This is a genomic window from Thiemannella venezuelensis (assembly GCF_014203605.1).
In the GTDB taxonomy this organism is placed as follows: Bacteria; Actinomycetota; Actinomycetes; order Streptosporangiales; family Streptosporangiaceae; genus Planomonospora_A; species Planomonospora_A venezuelensis.
In genome coordinates this window covers 55,300-68,612 of the sequence record NZ_JACHJJ010000011.1, presented here as the reverse complement: position 1 = coordinate 68,612, position 13,313 = coordinate 55,300, and the positions used below count along the sequence as shown (strand labels likewise).

The window sequence follows — 13,313 nt, the reverse complement described above, 5'->3', positions numbered from 1 at the left end:
TCTGCCATCGGTCATGGTTACTGCAGATTATGAATGATGCGATCAGATGGTCTCATCATATGCTCGGCGCCGGATATCGTGGGCCAGGACGGGAGATCCCGGAGCGGGGAGGACGATGGGCCGGCTCAGCAGGGCTGAACTGCAGGAACGCAACCGGGTCAAGGTGCTGGCCGCCGCTGGGGAAGAGTTCGCCGAGCACGGTTTCCGGGACGCCAAGATAGACGACATCGCCGACCGCGCCGCGCTCACCCGCGGCGCGGTCTACTCCAACTTCCCGGGCAAGCGGGCGCTCTACTTCGCCGTCCTGGCCGACCTCGCCGAGCGGGCGCCCGAGCCGCCGCGCCCGGAGCCGCACCGCACCTCCCGCGAGGCGCTCGGCGCGTTCGCCCGCGCCTGGCTCGCCCGGCTCCCCCTCGCCACCGGCGAGCGGCGCGGTCCGGCCCGGCTCGGCATGGACCTGATGTCCGAGGTCCTCGCCGACGAGCGGACCCGGCGGCCGTTCACGCAGCTCATGAAGCTCGACGCGCTCCTGCTCGGCCTGGCCCTGGAACGGCTCCGCCCGCCGGGGGCGCCCTCCGGCCGCCTGGTGCGCGTGGCCGAGGCCGCGCTCACGACCCTGCACGGCGCGAGCCAGCTGGCCGCCGCCGCACCCGGCTTCGTCGAGCCCTTCAACGTCGTCGGCGCCTGCGAGGGGCTCGCGGACCTCGATCTGGATGACGAGTGGCGGCCGCCGCACCTGCCGTACGTCCCGCGGGCGCGCCCCGCCGACGAGCCGTGGTCACCGCCGCCCGCCCTGGACGTCGTCCGCGGCGAGCCCGCGCGGCTCACGGACGACGGCGTGGTGGCGGTCCTCGGCCTGCACCGGCTCGAGGCCGCCGAGGAGGCGGTGCGGGCCGCGCCCCCCGGCGCCGCGGTCACCGTCGTCCTGGTCACCGGCGACCCCGGCGAGCTGGCCCCGCTCGCCCGGCTGGCCGTCGCCGAGCTCTGCGCCTGCCTGCGCGAGGCCTTCCCGCCGCCGGCCTGGCCGCGCCTGCAGGTGGTCCACGACGCGTCCGGCGCCCTCGCCGCGGCCGCGGGCGTGCCCGCGGTGAGCGACGGCACCGAGGCCGCCGTCCGCGTCGGGGCGGGCCGGATCGTCGCCCGGGCCGACGGCCGCGGCGCGTGCCATGCGGCCGCCTCGGCGGTGGGCGTCAGTCTCTGACGAGCAGGGCGACGGACTCCACGTGGCTGGTCATCGGGAAGGCGTCGTAGGCCCGCAGCTCGGCCAGGCGGTAGCCGCGCTCCCCGAGCCAGGAGAGGTCGCGGGCCAGGGTGGCGGGGTCGCAGGAGACGTAGACGATGCGGGAGGCCTCCAGGGAGGCGATCCGGGCCGCGACCTCGCGGCCGAGACCGGTGCGGGGCGGGTCGACGACGACCAGGTCGGCGCGCTCGATCCCGTAGCGGTCCAGGGCGCTCTCCACGAAGCCCCGGCCGAACCGGGCCTGCGGCAGGTCCCGGAGGTTGCGCTCGGCGTCGCGGACCGCGACGGACTCGGACTCGACGCCGAACACGGCGCCGTCCGGGCCGACCGCCTCGGCCAGGGACGCCGCGAACAGGCCGACGCCGCAGTAGAGGTCCAGTGCCCACTCCCCCGGCTTGGGGTCGGCGAACTCCATGACGGTGGCGAGCAGGGTGGCGGCGGCCCCGGGGTGGACCTGCCAGAAGCCGCTCCCGGTGACCTGGAAGTCGCGCTCGCCGACGCGCTCGGTGACGTGGTGGCGGCCGTGGACCGTGCGGGTGCGGCCCCTGCCCTCGTTGACGAAGACGGCCACGCTCTCGTCGAGGTCGGGCACGGCCACCGTACGGCGGGGCTTGGGCGCCACCACGACGGCCTGGTCGCCCGCGGAGGAGGCGATGACCTCGACCGTGGAGGCGCCGCGCCAGTTCATGACCTCGGCGCCGACGTTCTCCACCTCGGGGTGGGCGATCAGGCAGGCGTCGACCGGCTCGATGTCGTGGGAGCGGTGGCGGCGCAGGCCCAGCACCCCGTCGCGGTCGGCGGCGAACTGCACGCGGGTGCGCCAGCCCAGGCCGTCGGGGGCGCCGGGGACCTCCTCGACCCGGCCCTGCCAGTCGATCCCGGCCAGGCGGCGCAGCTGCTCGGCCACCACCTCGGTCTTCAGCCGCCGCTGCGCCTCCAGGGAGGCGTGCTGCCAGTCGCAGCCGCCGCAGCGGCCGGGGCCGGCGAAGGGGCACGGCGCCGGGACCCGGTCCGGGGAGGCGTCGAGGATCTCCACGGCGTCGGCCCGCAGGAAGCGCACGGTCTCCTCGGTGACCTCGGCCAGCACGCGCTCACCGGGGAGCGCGTGCCGTACGAACACCACCCGGCCCTCGTGGCGGGCGACGCACCAGCCCCCGTGCGCGACCGGTCCCACCGTCAGCTCCATCGCCATCGCCCCCATGCGTCCCCACGTCCCGTCGTGTCGTGCCTCCCTGCCGTCGCAGAGTCGTCTGTGAAAGGTTATGCCTTGCCGCCGCCGTCCCGTGCCGTGCCCGCGCGAGAGGCGTCGCCGCGTGCCGGGCCGGGCCGTACGCCCTCGTGCCAGGGGCGGCGGACCGCGCCGGGGGCGAAGGGCTCGGGGCGGCCCTTGACCCGGTCGGAGGAGTGCAGCTGCCACGGCACGCTGATGACCATCACGCCCGGCTGGAAGAGCAGGCGGCCCTTGAGCCGCAGCGCGCTCTGGTTGTGCAGGGCGTGCTCCCACCAGCGGCCCACGACGTACTCGGGGATGTAGACGCTCACCACGTCGCGCGGCGAGCGGCGGCGCAGCGACTTGACGTACTCCAGGATCGGCCGGGTGATCTCCCGGTAGGGCGAGTCGAGCGTCTTCAGCGGCACCGGGATGCCCCGCCGCTCCCACTCCTCCTGCAGCGCCCGCGCCTCGGCGCCCTCCACCCCCACGGTGACCGCCTCCAGGGTGGACGGCCGGGTGGCGCGGGCGTAGGCGAGGGCGCGCAGGGTCGGCTTGTGGATCTTCGAGACGAGGACGACGGCGTGGTTGCGTGCGGGCAGCGTCGACTCGTCCACCTGGGAGTCGTCGTCCACGGAGAGCTCGCGGGCGATGTTCTCGTAGTGGCGGTGGATGCCCTTCATCATCAGGAACAGGATGGGCATGGTCACGCAGACGATCCACGCGCCGTGGGTGAACTTCGTGATCAGCACGACCATCAGCACCAGACCGGTCATGACGCCGCCGAAGAAGTTGATGGCCCGGGAGCGCCGCATCCGGTGCCGGACCCTGGAGTCGGCCTCCGCCCGCAGGTGCCGGGTCCAGTGCCGGACCATGCCGATCTGGCTGAGCGTGAACGAGACGAACACGCCGACGATGTAGAGGTTGAGCAGGCGGCTGACGTCGGCCTGGAAGCCCCACAGCAGCAGGGCGGCGCCGGCCGCCAGGATGACGATGCCGTTGGAGAAGGCCAGCCGGTCGCCCCGGGTGTGCAGCTGCCGGGGGAGGAACCGGTCCTGCGCGAGGATCGCGCCGAGCACCGGGAAGCCGTTGTAGGCGGTGTTGGCCGCGAGGAACAGGATCAGCGCGGTCACGGCGGCGATGGCGAAGAAGACGACCGATCCGCTGCCGAAGACCGCCTCGGCGACCTGCGCGATGATCGGCTGCTGGTGGTAGTCGAACCCGGCCGGGTGCCCGTCGATCAGGATGTCGCGGGCGGCGTAGGCGGGCTCGGCGAGCTTGACGCCGGAGGCCAGGCCCAGCGCGATGATGCCGCCGAACATCGTCACCGCGATCAGGCCCATCATGAGCAGCGTCTTGGCCGCGTTCCTGCTCTTGGGCTTGCGGAAGGCGGGCACGCCGTTGCTGATCGCCTCGACTCCGGTCAGCGCGGCGCACCCGGAGGAGAACGCGCGCAGGATCAGGAAGGCCGCCGCGAAGGAGGTGAGGTTGGTCTGCTCGGCGACGATCTCGTACCCGGCGGTGGGCGCGCGCAGTTCGTCGCCGAGGACGTACAGCCGGAAGAACCCGCAGACGATCAGGCCGAGGACCGCGGCCATGAAGGCGTAGGTGGGGACGGCGAAGGCCGCCCCGGACTCGCGGACGCCGCGCAGGTTCACCAGCGTCAGCACGCCGACGATGGCGATCGCGACCAGCGGCTTGTGCTCGGCGACGAACGGGATCGTGGCGCCGACGTAGTCGACGCCGTTGGCGACCGAGACGGCGACGGTGAGCACGTAGTCGACCATGAGCGCGCTGGCCACGGTGAGCCCGGCGTTGCGGCCGAGGTTGACGGTGGCCACCTCGTAGTCGCCGCCTCCGCCGGGGTAGGCGTGCACGTTCTGCCGGTAGGACGCGACGACCGTCAGCATCACCACGACGACGGCCGCCGCGACCCAGGGGCTGAAGTTGTAGAACGAGAGCCCCGCCAGGGAGAGGATGACGAGGATCTCCTGCGGGGCGTAGGCCACCGAGGAGAGGGCGTCACTCGCGAAGACGGGCAGCGCGATCCGCTTGGGGAGAAGCTGCTCGTGGAGCTGCGTGCTGCGCAGCGCACGCCCGATGAACAGGCGTTTGGTGAGGTCCGTCGCTTTCGGCACGTCTGCCGATGCTAGCCCCCCGGCCCCCGCCTCTCTGACGCGACGCTCCAGAAGCGGGCCATACTGGCTGGGTACATCGGGAAGACGAGATCCGCCTCGACACGACCGGCGGGGGAGCATGCATATCGTGATCATGGGGTGTGGCCGGGTGGGATCCACTCTGGCGCACATCCTGGAGGACGGCGGCCACTCGGTCGCGATCATCGACCGGGACCCGCAGGCGTTCCGCCGCCTGCGCGCCGGCTTCCGGGGCCGCAGGGTGACCGGGATCGGCTTCGACCGCGACGTCCTGGAGGAGGCCGGGATCGAGTCCGCCGGCGCCTACGTGGCGGTCAGCAGCGGCGACAACTCCAACATCATCTCCGCCCGGGTCGCCCGCGAGACGTTCGGCGTCGACAACGTGGTGGCCCGCATCTACGACTCCCGGCGCGCCGAGGTCTACCAGCGCCTGGGCATCCCCACCGTGGCCACGGTCCGCTGGACCGCCGACCAGATCCTGCGGCGGGTGCTCCCCGAGGGAGCCGAGCCGCTCTGGCGCGACCCCACCGGGGCGGTCGTGCTGGCCGAGGTCGCCTACCACCCCGGCTGGATCGGCACCAGGACCAGGGACCTGGAGGAGGCGGCCGGGACCCGCCTGGCGTTCGTCAACCGGATGGGCGAGACCCTGCTGCCCCGGCACGACTCCATGGTGCAGGAGGGCGACGTGCTGCACGTCATGGCGGCCGAGAACGACATGGACCGCATCAACAAGGTGCTCTCCGGGGCTCCGGAGGAGGATCACTGATGCGCGTCACCATCGCGGGCGCGGGCGCGGTCGGCCGGTCCATCGCCGCCGAGCTCCTGGAGAACGGGCACGAGGTCCTGCTGATCGACGTCGACCCCAAGGCCATCAAGATCGATTCGGTGCCCCGGGCGGAGTGGCTGCTCGCCGACGCCTGCGAGATCTCCTCGCTGGACGAGGCGGGCCTGGCCGACTGCCACGTGGTCGTCGCCGCCAGCGGCGACGACAAGGTCAACCTCGTGGTCTCGCTGCTGGCCAAGACGGAGTACGGCGTGCCGCGCGTGGTCGCCCGGATCAACCACCCCAAGAACGAGTGGCTGTTCAACGAGTCGTGGGGCGTGGACGTCGCCGTCTCCACCCCGCGCCTGCTGAGCGCGCTGGTCGAGGAGGCGGTGAGCGTCGGCGACCTGGTCCGCCTGATGACCTTCCGCCAGGGCCAGGCCAACCTGGTCGAGCTCACCCTCCCGGAGAACGCTCCGGTGGTCGGCCAGCGCGCCGGCTCGGTGCCGTGGCCGACCGACACGGCCCTGGTCGCGATCCTGCGCGAGGGCCGGGTGCTGGTCCCCAGCGCCGACGACCCCCTGGAGGCGGGCGACGAGCTGATGTTCGTGGCCACCCAGGAGGTCGAGGACGAGCTCGCCCAGCTCCTCTCCCCGCACTAGGCGCGTACGGAGGTCCGCCCGCGATCCGGTGCGGGCGGGCCCCCGGCCCGGGCCCTGGCCGGGACCGCCCGGCGGGGACCCGCGAGGCGGCTCAGGAGGACGCGGGCCGGACCGGGGTGCGGCCGCGGGTCAGCACCCACACCATGGCGCCCAGGGCCGCGATCTGCAGCGGCCATCCCATAACGATCTTGAGGATGCCGAGCTCGGCCACCGCGCCGTTCCCGCCGATCAGGTAGACGGGCGCCTGCACGGCCACCCGGACCACGCAGGGGATCATCAGCAGCCAGGTGAGCCGGGAGCAGAGCCTCACGACGGCCGGGTCGCCGCGCCAGGCCGTGGGGTCGCCGGTGACCGAGCCGATCAGGAAGCCGACCACCGGCCAGCGGGTGACGATCGAGACCAGCATGGCCACGGAGTAGGCCGCGTTGTAGAGGATGCCGGGCAGGTAGACGTCCTTGGCCTCACCGGTGCGGGAGGCGAAGAACCAGCCGATGCCGATGCCGATCAGGCTGTTGATCACATACTGCGGCGTCGATCGCTGCACCAGCCGGACCAGGAGCAGCAGCACCGCCGTCGAGGCGCTGACCAGCAGCGAGCGCTGGAGCTCCTGCGTGACGACCCACATCAGGGTGAAGACGGCCGTGGGCACGGCCGCCTCGACGACGCCCCGGATCCCGCCGAACGCCTTGGCGAGCTGGGCCCGGATCGCGGCCTCCACCGTGTCGTGCGCGGCGGCGGTCGTCTTCTCGCTCATCGTCATCCAGTCACCGGTTCCAGGCTCGTCTTCTCGCTCACGTCCCGTTCGCCGGGCGCAGCTCGTATCGGGGATTGAACATCACCTTGCGGCCATCCTGCACGCTGACGAGGCCCTCGGCCAGCACCATCCGCCCCGGCTCGATGCCGATGATCCTCCGCCGGCCCAGCCAGATCAGATCGATGACGTCCGAGCCGTCGTAGAGCTCCGCCTCGAGCGCCGGTGCGCCGCCCCTGGGTCGCAGGGTCACCGTCCGCAGTGTACCGGTGACGCAGAAGCGGCGACGCCCACCGCATGAGGCGATGGGCGTCGCGCCGTGCCGGTCGAGGTCCTGCTGCAGTTCGTCGGCCTCCAGCTCGGCCTGGCTCGTCGCCAGCCGCTGGAAGAACCCCCGCAATCCGCGTTTTCTATGCGGTTCCTGCGAACTCACGACCTCTCCTTTACGAACGTGTCGAATCAGCGTACGCGATCCGGCACGTCAGCGGAGTTCGGCGATCTCCGGCCCGCGCTCGAAGGGGTTGAGGTCGGAGGCGTCGCGCCCGGGTGCCCGGCCCTCCACCGCCTGCCTGGCCTCGGGAGGCAGGCGCAGCTCGATCAGCTCGTGCGGGGCCATCGGCCCGTCCCCCCGGACCACCACGATGTCCTTGACGACGTTCTCCAGGGTCTCGGCGGCCCCGGCGTCGAGCGCGGCCCGGCCGCTGATCGCCGCCCGGAGGAACCAGCGCGGCCCGTCGACGCCGAGGTAGCGGACCGGCTGCCGGGTCTCCTTGTCCGGGATCTGCGCGGCCAGCTCGGTGCCGAAGGGCCCCTGGCGCTCCTCCGCGGTGCCCCCGGCGTTCTTCACCGCCGCGGCGAGCTCGGCGCGGACCTCGTCCCAGATGCCGGTCTTCTTGGGAGCCGCGAACGCCTGCACCTGCAGGGCGCTCTCCTCGAACAGGACGACCGCGCCCGCGATGCGCTCGCCGTCCAGGGTGAGCTGTATCTCGAACCCCGCGTCGACCGGCAGGCGCAGCCCGCCGAGGTCGACCCGCTCCCGCTCGGGGTGCGGCTCCGCGGCGTCCCACGGGCCGGATTCGCGCGCCGGAACCTCCTCTGCCTGCTCGACCTCCTCGGCGGGGGCCGTAGTCTCCTTGCCGCGGCGACGTCCGAACATCTTCCTCACACTCCTTGACGGTTCACTGGCGGCCCGAGAGCCCGCACATCACCGGTGGGTCAACGGCCCGTGGACCCGAACCCGCCGGCGCCGCGCGCCGATCCGGGCAGTCTGTCCACTTCGTGGAACACGGCCCGCTCCACCTTCTGGATCACCAGCTGCGCGATGCGGTCCCCCCTGCGCAGCCGTACGGCCTCCTTCTTGTCGGTGTTGATCAGGGTCACCCTGATCTCCCCCCGGTAGCCCGCGTCGACGGTGCCGGGCGCGTTGACCATCGTCACGCCGTGCCTGGCGGCCAGGCCGGAGCGCGGGTGGACGAAGGCGGCGTACCCGTCCGGCAGGGCGATGGCCACGCCGGTGCCCACGACCGCCCGCTCTCCGGGCGGCAGCTCGACGTCCTCGGCGGCGTGCAGGTCGGCGCCGGCGTCGCCCGGATGCGCGTAGGACGGCAGGGGCAGCCCGGCGTCGAGCCGGTGGATCAGAACCTCCACGTTGCGGGTCACGGGTTCACCTCGTAGTCATGATGCTCGTCGAGGATGGCCTGGGCGTCGCCGTGCTCGGCGAAGTGCTCCATGCCCACCTCGATGAAGAGCGCGGCGGCCCGTACGGCGACCGGGCCGTCCGGCGCCCCGATCCGCCCCTCAGCCTCAAGATATGCCTTCCTCCCCGACACGCCGGTGCACCAGGCGCGCAGGTGGAGCGTGCTGCCCACCGGGACCGGCGCCAGGTAGTCGGTCTCCAGCCGCCCGGTGACGTAGGGGCGCTGGAACAGCCAGATGGACATGCCGATGACCTCGTCCATCGCCGCGGCCAGCACACCCCCGTGCGCGAGGCCCGGGGCGCCCTGGTGCACCTCCCCCACGACGAACTCGGCCGTCACCGAGACTCCGTCCGAGGCGGTGGCGGCCAGGTGCAGGCCGGTCGGATGCTGCTCGCCGCAGCCGAAGCAGCGGCTGTAGTGCGATCCGAGCGGGGTGCCGGGGGCGGGCGCGCCGGGCAGCGGCTCCGGGAGCGTCGCTCCGGGCGGGGGCGTGGTGATGGTGGAACGGGTCACGTGGCAGAACGTTACCGGCTGGACCGGGACGGTTCCGCACTCACCGGGGCCGGGGCGCCTCGGACGGCGTGGCGGGGGCCTGCGCCGCCGTGCCGGAGCCCGCCGTCTCCGGAACCCCGGGCGCCTCCTCCCCGGACGTGCGGGAGCGCGGGCCGGGGTCCGCCGTCGCGCCGGGTCCCGGGGCCGCGGACGCCGGGAGGCCCGCCTCCGTCGCGGGGGCCGCCTCCGTCGCGGGGGCCGCCTCCGGCGGGCCGGCGTCCCCCTTCTGCGGCGTCGCCGTCCCCGGCGGGAGGGCGACCGGCGGGTCGCTCATGAGTTCGGGCAGCGCCCGGTAGATGACCGCCGCGATCGGAACCGCCACCGCGGCCCCGGCGATGCCCGCGACGATGCCGCCCACGGCCAGCACCAGGATGATCGCCAGCGGATGGAAGCTCAGCGCCCGGCCGACGATCAGCGGCTGCAGGACGTGGTTCTCCAGCTGCTGCTCGACGATCAGGATACCGATGAAGACCAGCGCGTAGATCGGGCCCTGGGCGCCGAGGGTCACCAGCGTGGCGACGGCTCCGGCGAAGAAGATGCCGACGATCGGGATGAAGCTGGCGAAGAAGATCAGCACGGCGAGAGGTGCCCAGAGCGGGACGCCCATCCCGGCGAGCACGATGCCCATGATGACGCCGTGCACCGCCGCCACCGCCACGGTGCCCTGGACGTAGTGCGAGAGCGTCACCCAGGCGGCCCGCCCGGCCCGGTCCACCCGGGGCGTGGCCGAGCCGAACGCCTTGAGGAACCAGGACCAGATCCGGTCGCCGTCCTTGAGCAGGAAGAACGTGACGAACAGCAGCAGGACGATCGAGGCCAGCACCTCCAGCGCCACCGTGGCGCCGGTCAGGACGGTCTGGGTGATCTGCTCCCGCTGCTGGGTGACCTGCGCGGCGATCTGGTCGATCCACTCGCTGATCTGGGTGGGCTGCAGGTGCAGCGGCCCGGTCTGCAGCCAGCCCTGCACCTCCCTGGCGGTCGCCTGGACCTGGGTGACCAGCCGGGGGAACTCGTCGTTGGCGCGGACCCCGATGATCCACCCGGTGCCGCCCAGCACCGCGAGCGCGATCAGGATGGTGACCCACGTGGCGTAGATCGGCCGCATGCCCACCGCCCGGAGCCGGCGGGTGACCGGGAACAGCAGGGCGGTGAGCAGGAACGCGATGGCCACCGGCAGCATCACGATGCGCAGGGCCGCCACGCCCTGCACGACGTAGGACACCGCCCAGCCGATGATGATCAGGCACAGGCTCCACGCGGCCAGGCGGAGCAGGGTGCGCGGCACCAGCTGCGTCAGACGTTTCCTCTCCGGGGTCACGCGCTCCAGACTGTCACGCCCGGGCCGCGAACGCGCGCCGTTATCGCCTCCGGCCGCGGAATCGGGGACCGGGGCGGGGAAGAAGACCGGCCGCCCGGACCGGTCTCCTCCGCACTAGATCCGGGTCAGCGCTCCCCCGGCGGCCGGAAGATCACCCGGTCCTCCAGATGGCAGTCGCAGTTACCGCACCCTGGGGGCATGTCCTGTCCTCCCCTCACCCGTGACGCCTCGATCGTACGGCGGGCGTGCGCTCCGGGGAGCTGGGCGGGAAGGCCAGAGTGTTGTGCGGAACCGGCGCGGGCGCCCCGCCCGCGCCGGCCCCGGGATCAGGCGAGGACGACCTCCGCGGTCAGGTCCCCCTCGCCGGGGCGCAGGACGAACTCCTCGACGACTCCGGCCCCGCACAGGTCGTCCTGCGCCTGCCGTACGAGATCGGCCCGGGCGCCGGTGACGGTCAGCCGGGAGACCTCGGCGCGCATGGACAGCTTGGCGTCGGACTTGGCCCTGCGGACCCGGCCCAGGACCCCGGCCACGACCGGGAGCAGTTCCGGGTCGCCGCCCCGGCCGTCCGGCGCGGGCCAGGCGGCGCGGTGGACCGAGCCCTCACGCCACCAGGACCAGACCTCCTCGGTGACGAACGGCAGGAACGGCGCGAACAGCCGGAGCATGACGTCCAGCGCCTCGCGCAGCGCGGCGTGGGCCGAGCGGGCTCCCGCGTCGTCGCCGTAGGCCCTGGCCTTGACCAGCTCCAGGTAGTCGTCGCAGAACTCCCAGAAGAACCGCTCGGTCCGCTCCAGCGCGCGGGTGTAGTCGTAGGCCTCGAACGCCTCGGTGGCCTCCCCGGCCACCTCCGCCAGCCGGGCCAGCATCGACCGGTCGATCGGCTCGGTGACCTGCTCGGACGGCTCCGGGCCGTCGAGGACGTCGCCCGGCTCCTGCGGGGCGCCGAAGCCCAGGACGAACTTCGAGGCGTTCAGGATCTTGATCGCCAGGCGGCGGCCGACCTTGATCTGGCCGGTGTCGAAGGCCGTGTCGGTGCCTGGGCGGCCGCTGGCCGCCCAGTAGCGGATCGCGTCGGACCCGTGCTCCTCCAGCAGGGCCATCGGCGTGACGACGTTGCCCTTGGACTTCGACATCTTCTTGCGGTCCGGGTCGAGGATCCACCCGGAGACGGCCGCGTTGCGCCAGGGCAGTTCGCCGTGTTCCAGATGGGAGCGGGCCACGGTGGAGAACAGCCAGGTGCGGATGATGTCGTGGGCCTGCGGGCGCAGGTCCATCGGGAAGACCCGCCGGAACAGGTCCTCGTCCCGCTCCCAGCCGCCGATGATCTGCGGCGTCAGCGAGGAGGTCGCCCAGGTGTCCATGATGTCCGGGTCGCCGATGAACCCCCCGGGCTTGCCGCGCTGGTCCTCGGTGTAGCCGGGCGGCACGTCGGTGGACGGGTCCATCGGCAGCGCCGACTCCGCCGGGACGATCGGCGCGGAGCGGTCGGGCTCCCCGTCGCCGTCCAGCGGGTACCACACCGGGATGGGCACGCCGAAGAACCGCTGCCGGGAGATCAGCCAGTCGCCCGCCAGGCCCTCCACCCAGTTGTCGTAGCGGGCCTTCATGTGCGGCGGGTGCCAGGCCAGCTCCGCGCCCCGCGCCAGCAGCGCCTCGCGCAGCTCCCGGTCCCGGCCGCCGTTGCGGATGTACCACTGCCGGGTGGTGACGATCTCCAGGGGCTTGTCGCCCTTCTCGTAGAACTTCACCGCCCGGCTGACCTGCCGCGGCTCGCCCTCCATCTCCCCGGAGCCGCGCAGCAGCTCCACGATCCGCTCTCGGGCGCCGTGCACGGTCCTGCCGGCCAGCTCGCCGTACGGCTCCGCGGGCACGCCCTGCGGCGGTTCGGGCAGCATCCGCCCGTCCCAGCCGATCACCGCCCGGGTGGGCAGATCGAGCTCGCGCCACCAGACGACGTCGGTGACGTCGCCGAAGGTGCAGATCATCGCGATGCCCGAGCCCTTGTCGGGCTCGGCCAGGCGGTGGGCGAGGACCGGGACCTCGACGCCGAAGACCGGCGTCCTGACGGTCGTGCCGAACAGCGGGCGGTAGCGCTCGTCGTCCGGGTGGGCGACCAGCGCCACGCAGGCGGGGACCAGCTCGGGCCGGGTCGTCTCGATCCAGACCCGCTCCCCGGACGGCCGCGTGAAGGCGATCCGGTGGAACGCGCCGGGCCACTCCCGGTCCTCCAGCTCGGCCTGGGCGACGGCCGTGCGGAAGGTGACGTCCCAGAGCGTGGGCGCCTCGGAGACGTAGGCCTCGCCGCGGGCGAGGTTGCGCAGGAACGCCCGCTGGGAGGCCGCCCGCGCGGCGCCGTCGATGGTGGCGTAGGTCATGGTCCAGTCGACCGAGAGCCCCAGCCGCCGCCAGAGCCCCTCGAACGCCTTCTCGTCCTCGGCGGTGAGCCGCTCGCACAGCTCGATGAAGTTCTGCCGGGAGACGGGGATCTGCTGCCTGCCCGGCTTGCCGGGGGGCCGGAAGGACGGGTCGTAGGCGATGGAGGGGTCGCAGCGCACGCCGAAGTGGTTCTGCACCCGGCGTTCGGTGGGCAGGCCGTTGTCGTCCCAGCCCATCGGGTAGAAGACCTCACGGCCGCGCATCCGCTGGAAGCGGGCGATCGTGTCGGTATGGGTGTAGGAGAAGACGTGGCCGACGTGGAGGGAACCGGAGACCGTCGGAGGCGGGGTGTCGATCGAGTAGATCTCCTCCCGCGTGCGCGAGCGGTCGAAGCGGTAGGTGCCCTCGGCCTCCCAGCGGCCTACCCATACGGATTCCAGGCCGTCGAGAGTCGGTTTCTCGGGCATGGGCGCATGGCGCGGTCGCTGATTCGTCATGCCTCCCCATGGTATGGCATCACATGATCCACCGCCGGAGCAGACTAGTGTTCGTTACCTGAGGGGAATCATCGAGGAGGGAACACCC

Annotated in this window: 12 protein-coding genes; 3 read left to right on the top strand and 9 right to left on the bottom strand. The window is 72.8% G+C overall.

Annotation, left to right across the window (positions count from 1 at the left end; translation table 11 throughout):
* Nucleotides 1-115 precede the first annotated feature (115 nt).
* Nucleotides 116-1,201 carry a TetR/AcrR family transcriptional regulator gene (locus FHS22_RS17645; protein WP_184943005.1) on the top strand — a complete coding sequence of 362 codons (1,086 nt, stop codon included), beginning with the start codon at nucleotides 116-118 and terminating at the stop codon, nucleotides 1,199-1,201.
* Here FHS22_RS17645 and FHS22_RS17640 read toward each other — a convergent pair.
* Nucleotides 1,191-2,432, bottom strand: a complete 1,242-nt coding sequence (locus tag FHS22_RS17640; RefSeq protein ID WP_184943004.1) for a class I SAM-dependent RNA methyltransferase — start codon at nucleotides 2,430-2,432, stop codon at nucleotides 1,191-1,193. The genes FHS22_RS17645 and FHS22_RS17640 overlap by 11 nt on opposite strands.
* A gap of 68 nt (nucleotides 2,433-2,500) precedes the next feature.
* Nucleotides 2,501-4,588, bottom strand: a complete 2,088-nt coding sequence (locus FHS22_RS17635) for an APC family permease (RefSeq protein ID WP_184943002.1) — start codon at nucleotides 4,586-4,588, stop codon at nucleotides 2,501-2,503.
* 118 nt (nucleotides 4,589-4,706) lie between these two features.
* On the opposite strand from FHS22_RS17635, the gene FHS22_RS17630 reads away from it, so the two are divergent.
* Together FHS22_RS17630 and FHS22_RS17625 are read left to right on the top strand one after the other, a co-directional pair.
* On the top strand, nucleotides 4,707-5,372 hold the full coding sequence (locus FHS22_RS17630; protein WP_184943000.1) for a potassium channel family protein: 666 nt from the start codon (nucleotides 4,707-4,709) through the stop codon (nucleotides 5,370-5,372).
* Complete coding sequence (locus tag FHS22_RS17625) at nucleotides 5,372-6,031, top strand: potassium channel family protein (protein WP_184942999.1); 660 nt, start codon at nucleotides 5,372-5,374, stop codon at nucleotides 6,029-6,031. The genes FHS22_RS17630 and FHS22_RS17625 overlap by 1 nt, the downstream gene beginning before the upstream one ends.
* A gap of 91 nt (nucleotides 6,032-6,122) precedes the next feature.
* On the opposite strand, the gene FHS22_RS17620 is transcribed toward FHS22_RS17625, so the two are convergent.
* The 7 genes from FHS22_RS17620 to valS all read right to left on the bottom strand — a co-directional run bounded on the left by FHS22_RS17620 (nucleotide 6,123) and on the right by valS (nucleotide 13,225).
* Nucleotides 6,123-6,785 (bottom strand): DUF3159 domain-containing protein, encoded by a 663-nt coding sequence (locus tag FHS22_RS17620; protein WP_377296571.1) that lies wholly within the window; start codon nucleotides 6,783-6,785, stop codon nucleotides 6,123-6,125.
* Between the two features lie 37 nt (nucleotides 6,786-6,822).
* Nucleotides 6,823-7,215 (bottom strand): OB-fold nucleic acid binding domain-containing protein, encoded by a 393-nt coding sequence (locus FHS22_RS17615; RefSeq protein WP_184942995.1) that lies wholly within the window; start codon nucleotides 7,213-7,215, stop codon nucleotides 6,823-6,825.
* A 48-nt stretch (nucleotides 7,216-7,263) separates the two neighbouring features.
* The gene (locus FHS22_RS17610; protein WP_184942993.1) at nucleotides 7,264-7,938 is read right to left on the bottom strand and encodes a DUF3710 domain-containing protein; all 675 of its coding nucleotides are present in this window, start codon (nucleotides 7,936-7,938) and stop codon (nucleotides 7,264-7,266) included.
* A gap of 59 nt (nucleotides 7,939-7,997) precedes the next feature.
* Nucleotides 7,998-8,441 carry a dUTP diphosphatase gene (gene dut / locus FHS22_RS17605; protein WP_184942991.1) on the bottom strand — a complete coding sequence of 148 codons (444 nt, stop codon included), beginning with the start codon at nucleotides 8,439-8,441 and terminating at the stop codon, nucleotides 7,998-8,000.
* Nucleotides 8,438-8,992 (bottom strand): PaaI family thioesterase, encoded by a 555-nt coding sequence (locus FHS22_RS17600; protein WP_184942990.1) that lies wholly within the window; start codon nucleotides 8,990-8,992, stop codon nucleotides 8,438-8,440. The genes dut and FHS22_RS17600 overlap by 4 nt, the downstream gene beginning before the upstream one ends.
* A gap of 40 nt (nucleotides 8,993-9,032) precedes the next feature.
* Nucleotides 9,033-10,349, bottom strand: coding sequence for an AI-2E family transporter (locus FHS22_RS17595; RefSeq protein WP_184942989.1), 1,317 nt, complete (start codon nucleotides 10,347-10,349; stop codon nucleotides 9,033-9,035).
* Between the two features lie 326 nt (nucleotides 10,350-10,675).
* Nucleotides 10,676-13,225: a valine--tRNA ligase gene (gene valS, locus FHS22_RS17590; RefSeq protein WP_184942988.1), complete on the bottom strand. Its 2,550-nt coding sequence runs from the start codon at nucleotides 13,223-13,225 to the stop codon at nucleotides 10,676-10,678.
* Between the last annotated feature and the right edge of the window lie 88 nt (nucleotides 13,226-13,313).

Bases quoted from the DNA above. Each gene is read 5' to 3' on its own strand.
- FHS22_RS17645 (WP_184943005.1), top strand. From the start codon at position 116: ATGGGCCGGCTCAGCAGGGCTGAACTGCAGGAACGCAACCGGGTCAAG.
- FHS22_RS17640 (WP_184943004.1), bottom strand. From the start codon at position 2,432: ATGGCGATGGAGCTGACGGTGGGACCGGTCGCGCACGGGGGCTGGTGC.
- FHS22_RS17630 (WP_184943000.1), top strand. From the start codon at position 4,707: ATGCATATCGTGATCATGGGGTGTGGCCGGGTGGGATCCACTCTGGCG.
- FHS22_RS17625 (WP_184942999.1), top strand. From the start codon at position 5,372: ATGCGCGTCACCATCGCGGGCGCGGGCGCGGTCGGCCGGTCCATCGCC.
- FHS22_RS17620 (WP_377296571.1), bottom strand. From the start codon at position 6,785: ATGAGCGAGAAGACGACCGCCGCCGCGCACGACACGGTGGAGGCCGCG.
- FHS22_RS17610 (WP_184942993.1), bottom strand. From the start codon at position 7,938: ATGTTCGGACGTCGCCGCGGCAAGGAGACTACGGCCCCCGCCGAGGAG.
- valS (WP_184942988.1), bottom strand. From the start codon at position 13,225: ATGACGAATCAGCGACCGCGCCATGCGCCCATGCCCGAGAAACCGACT.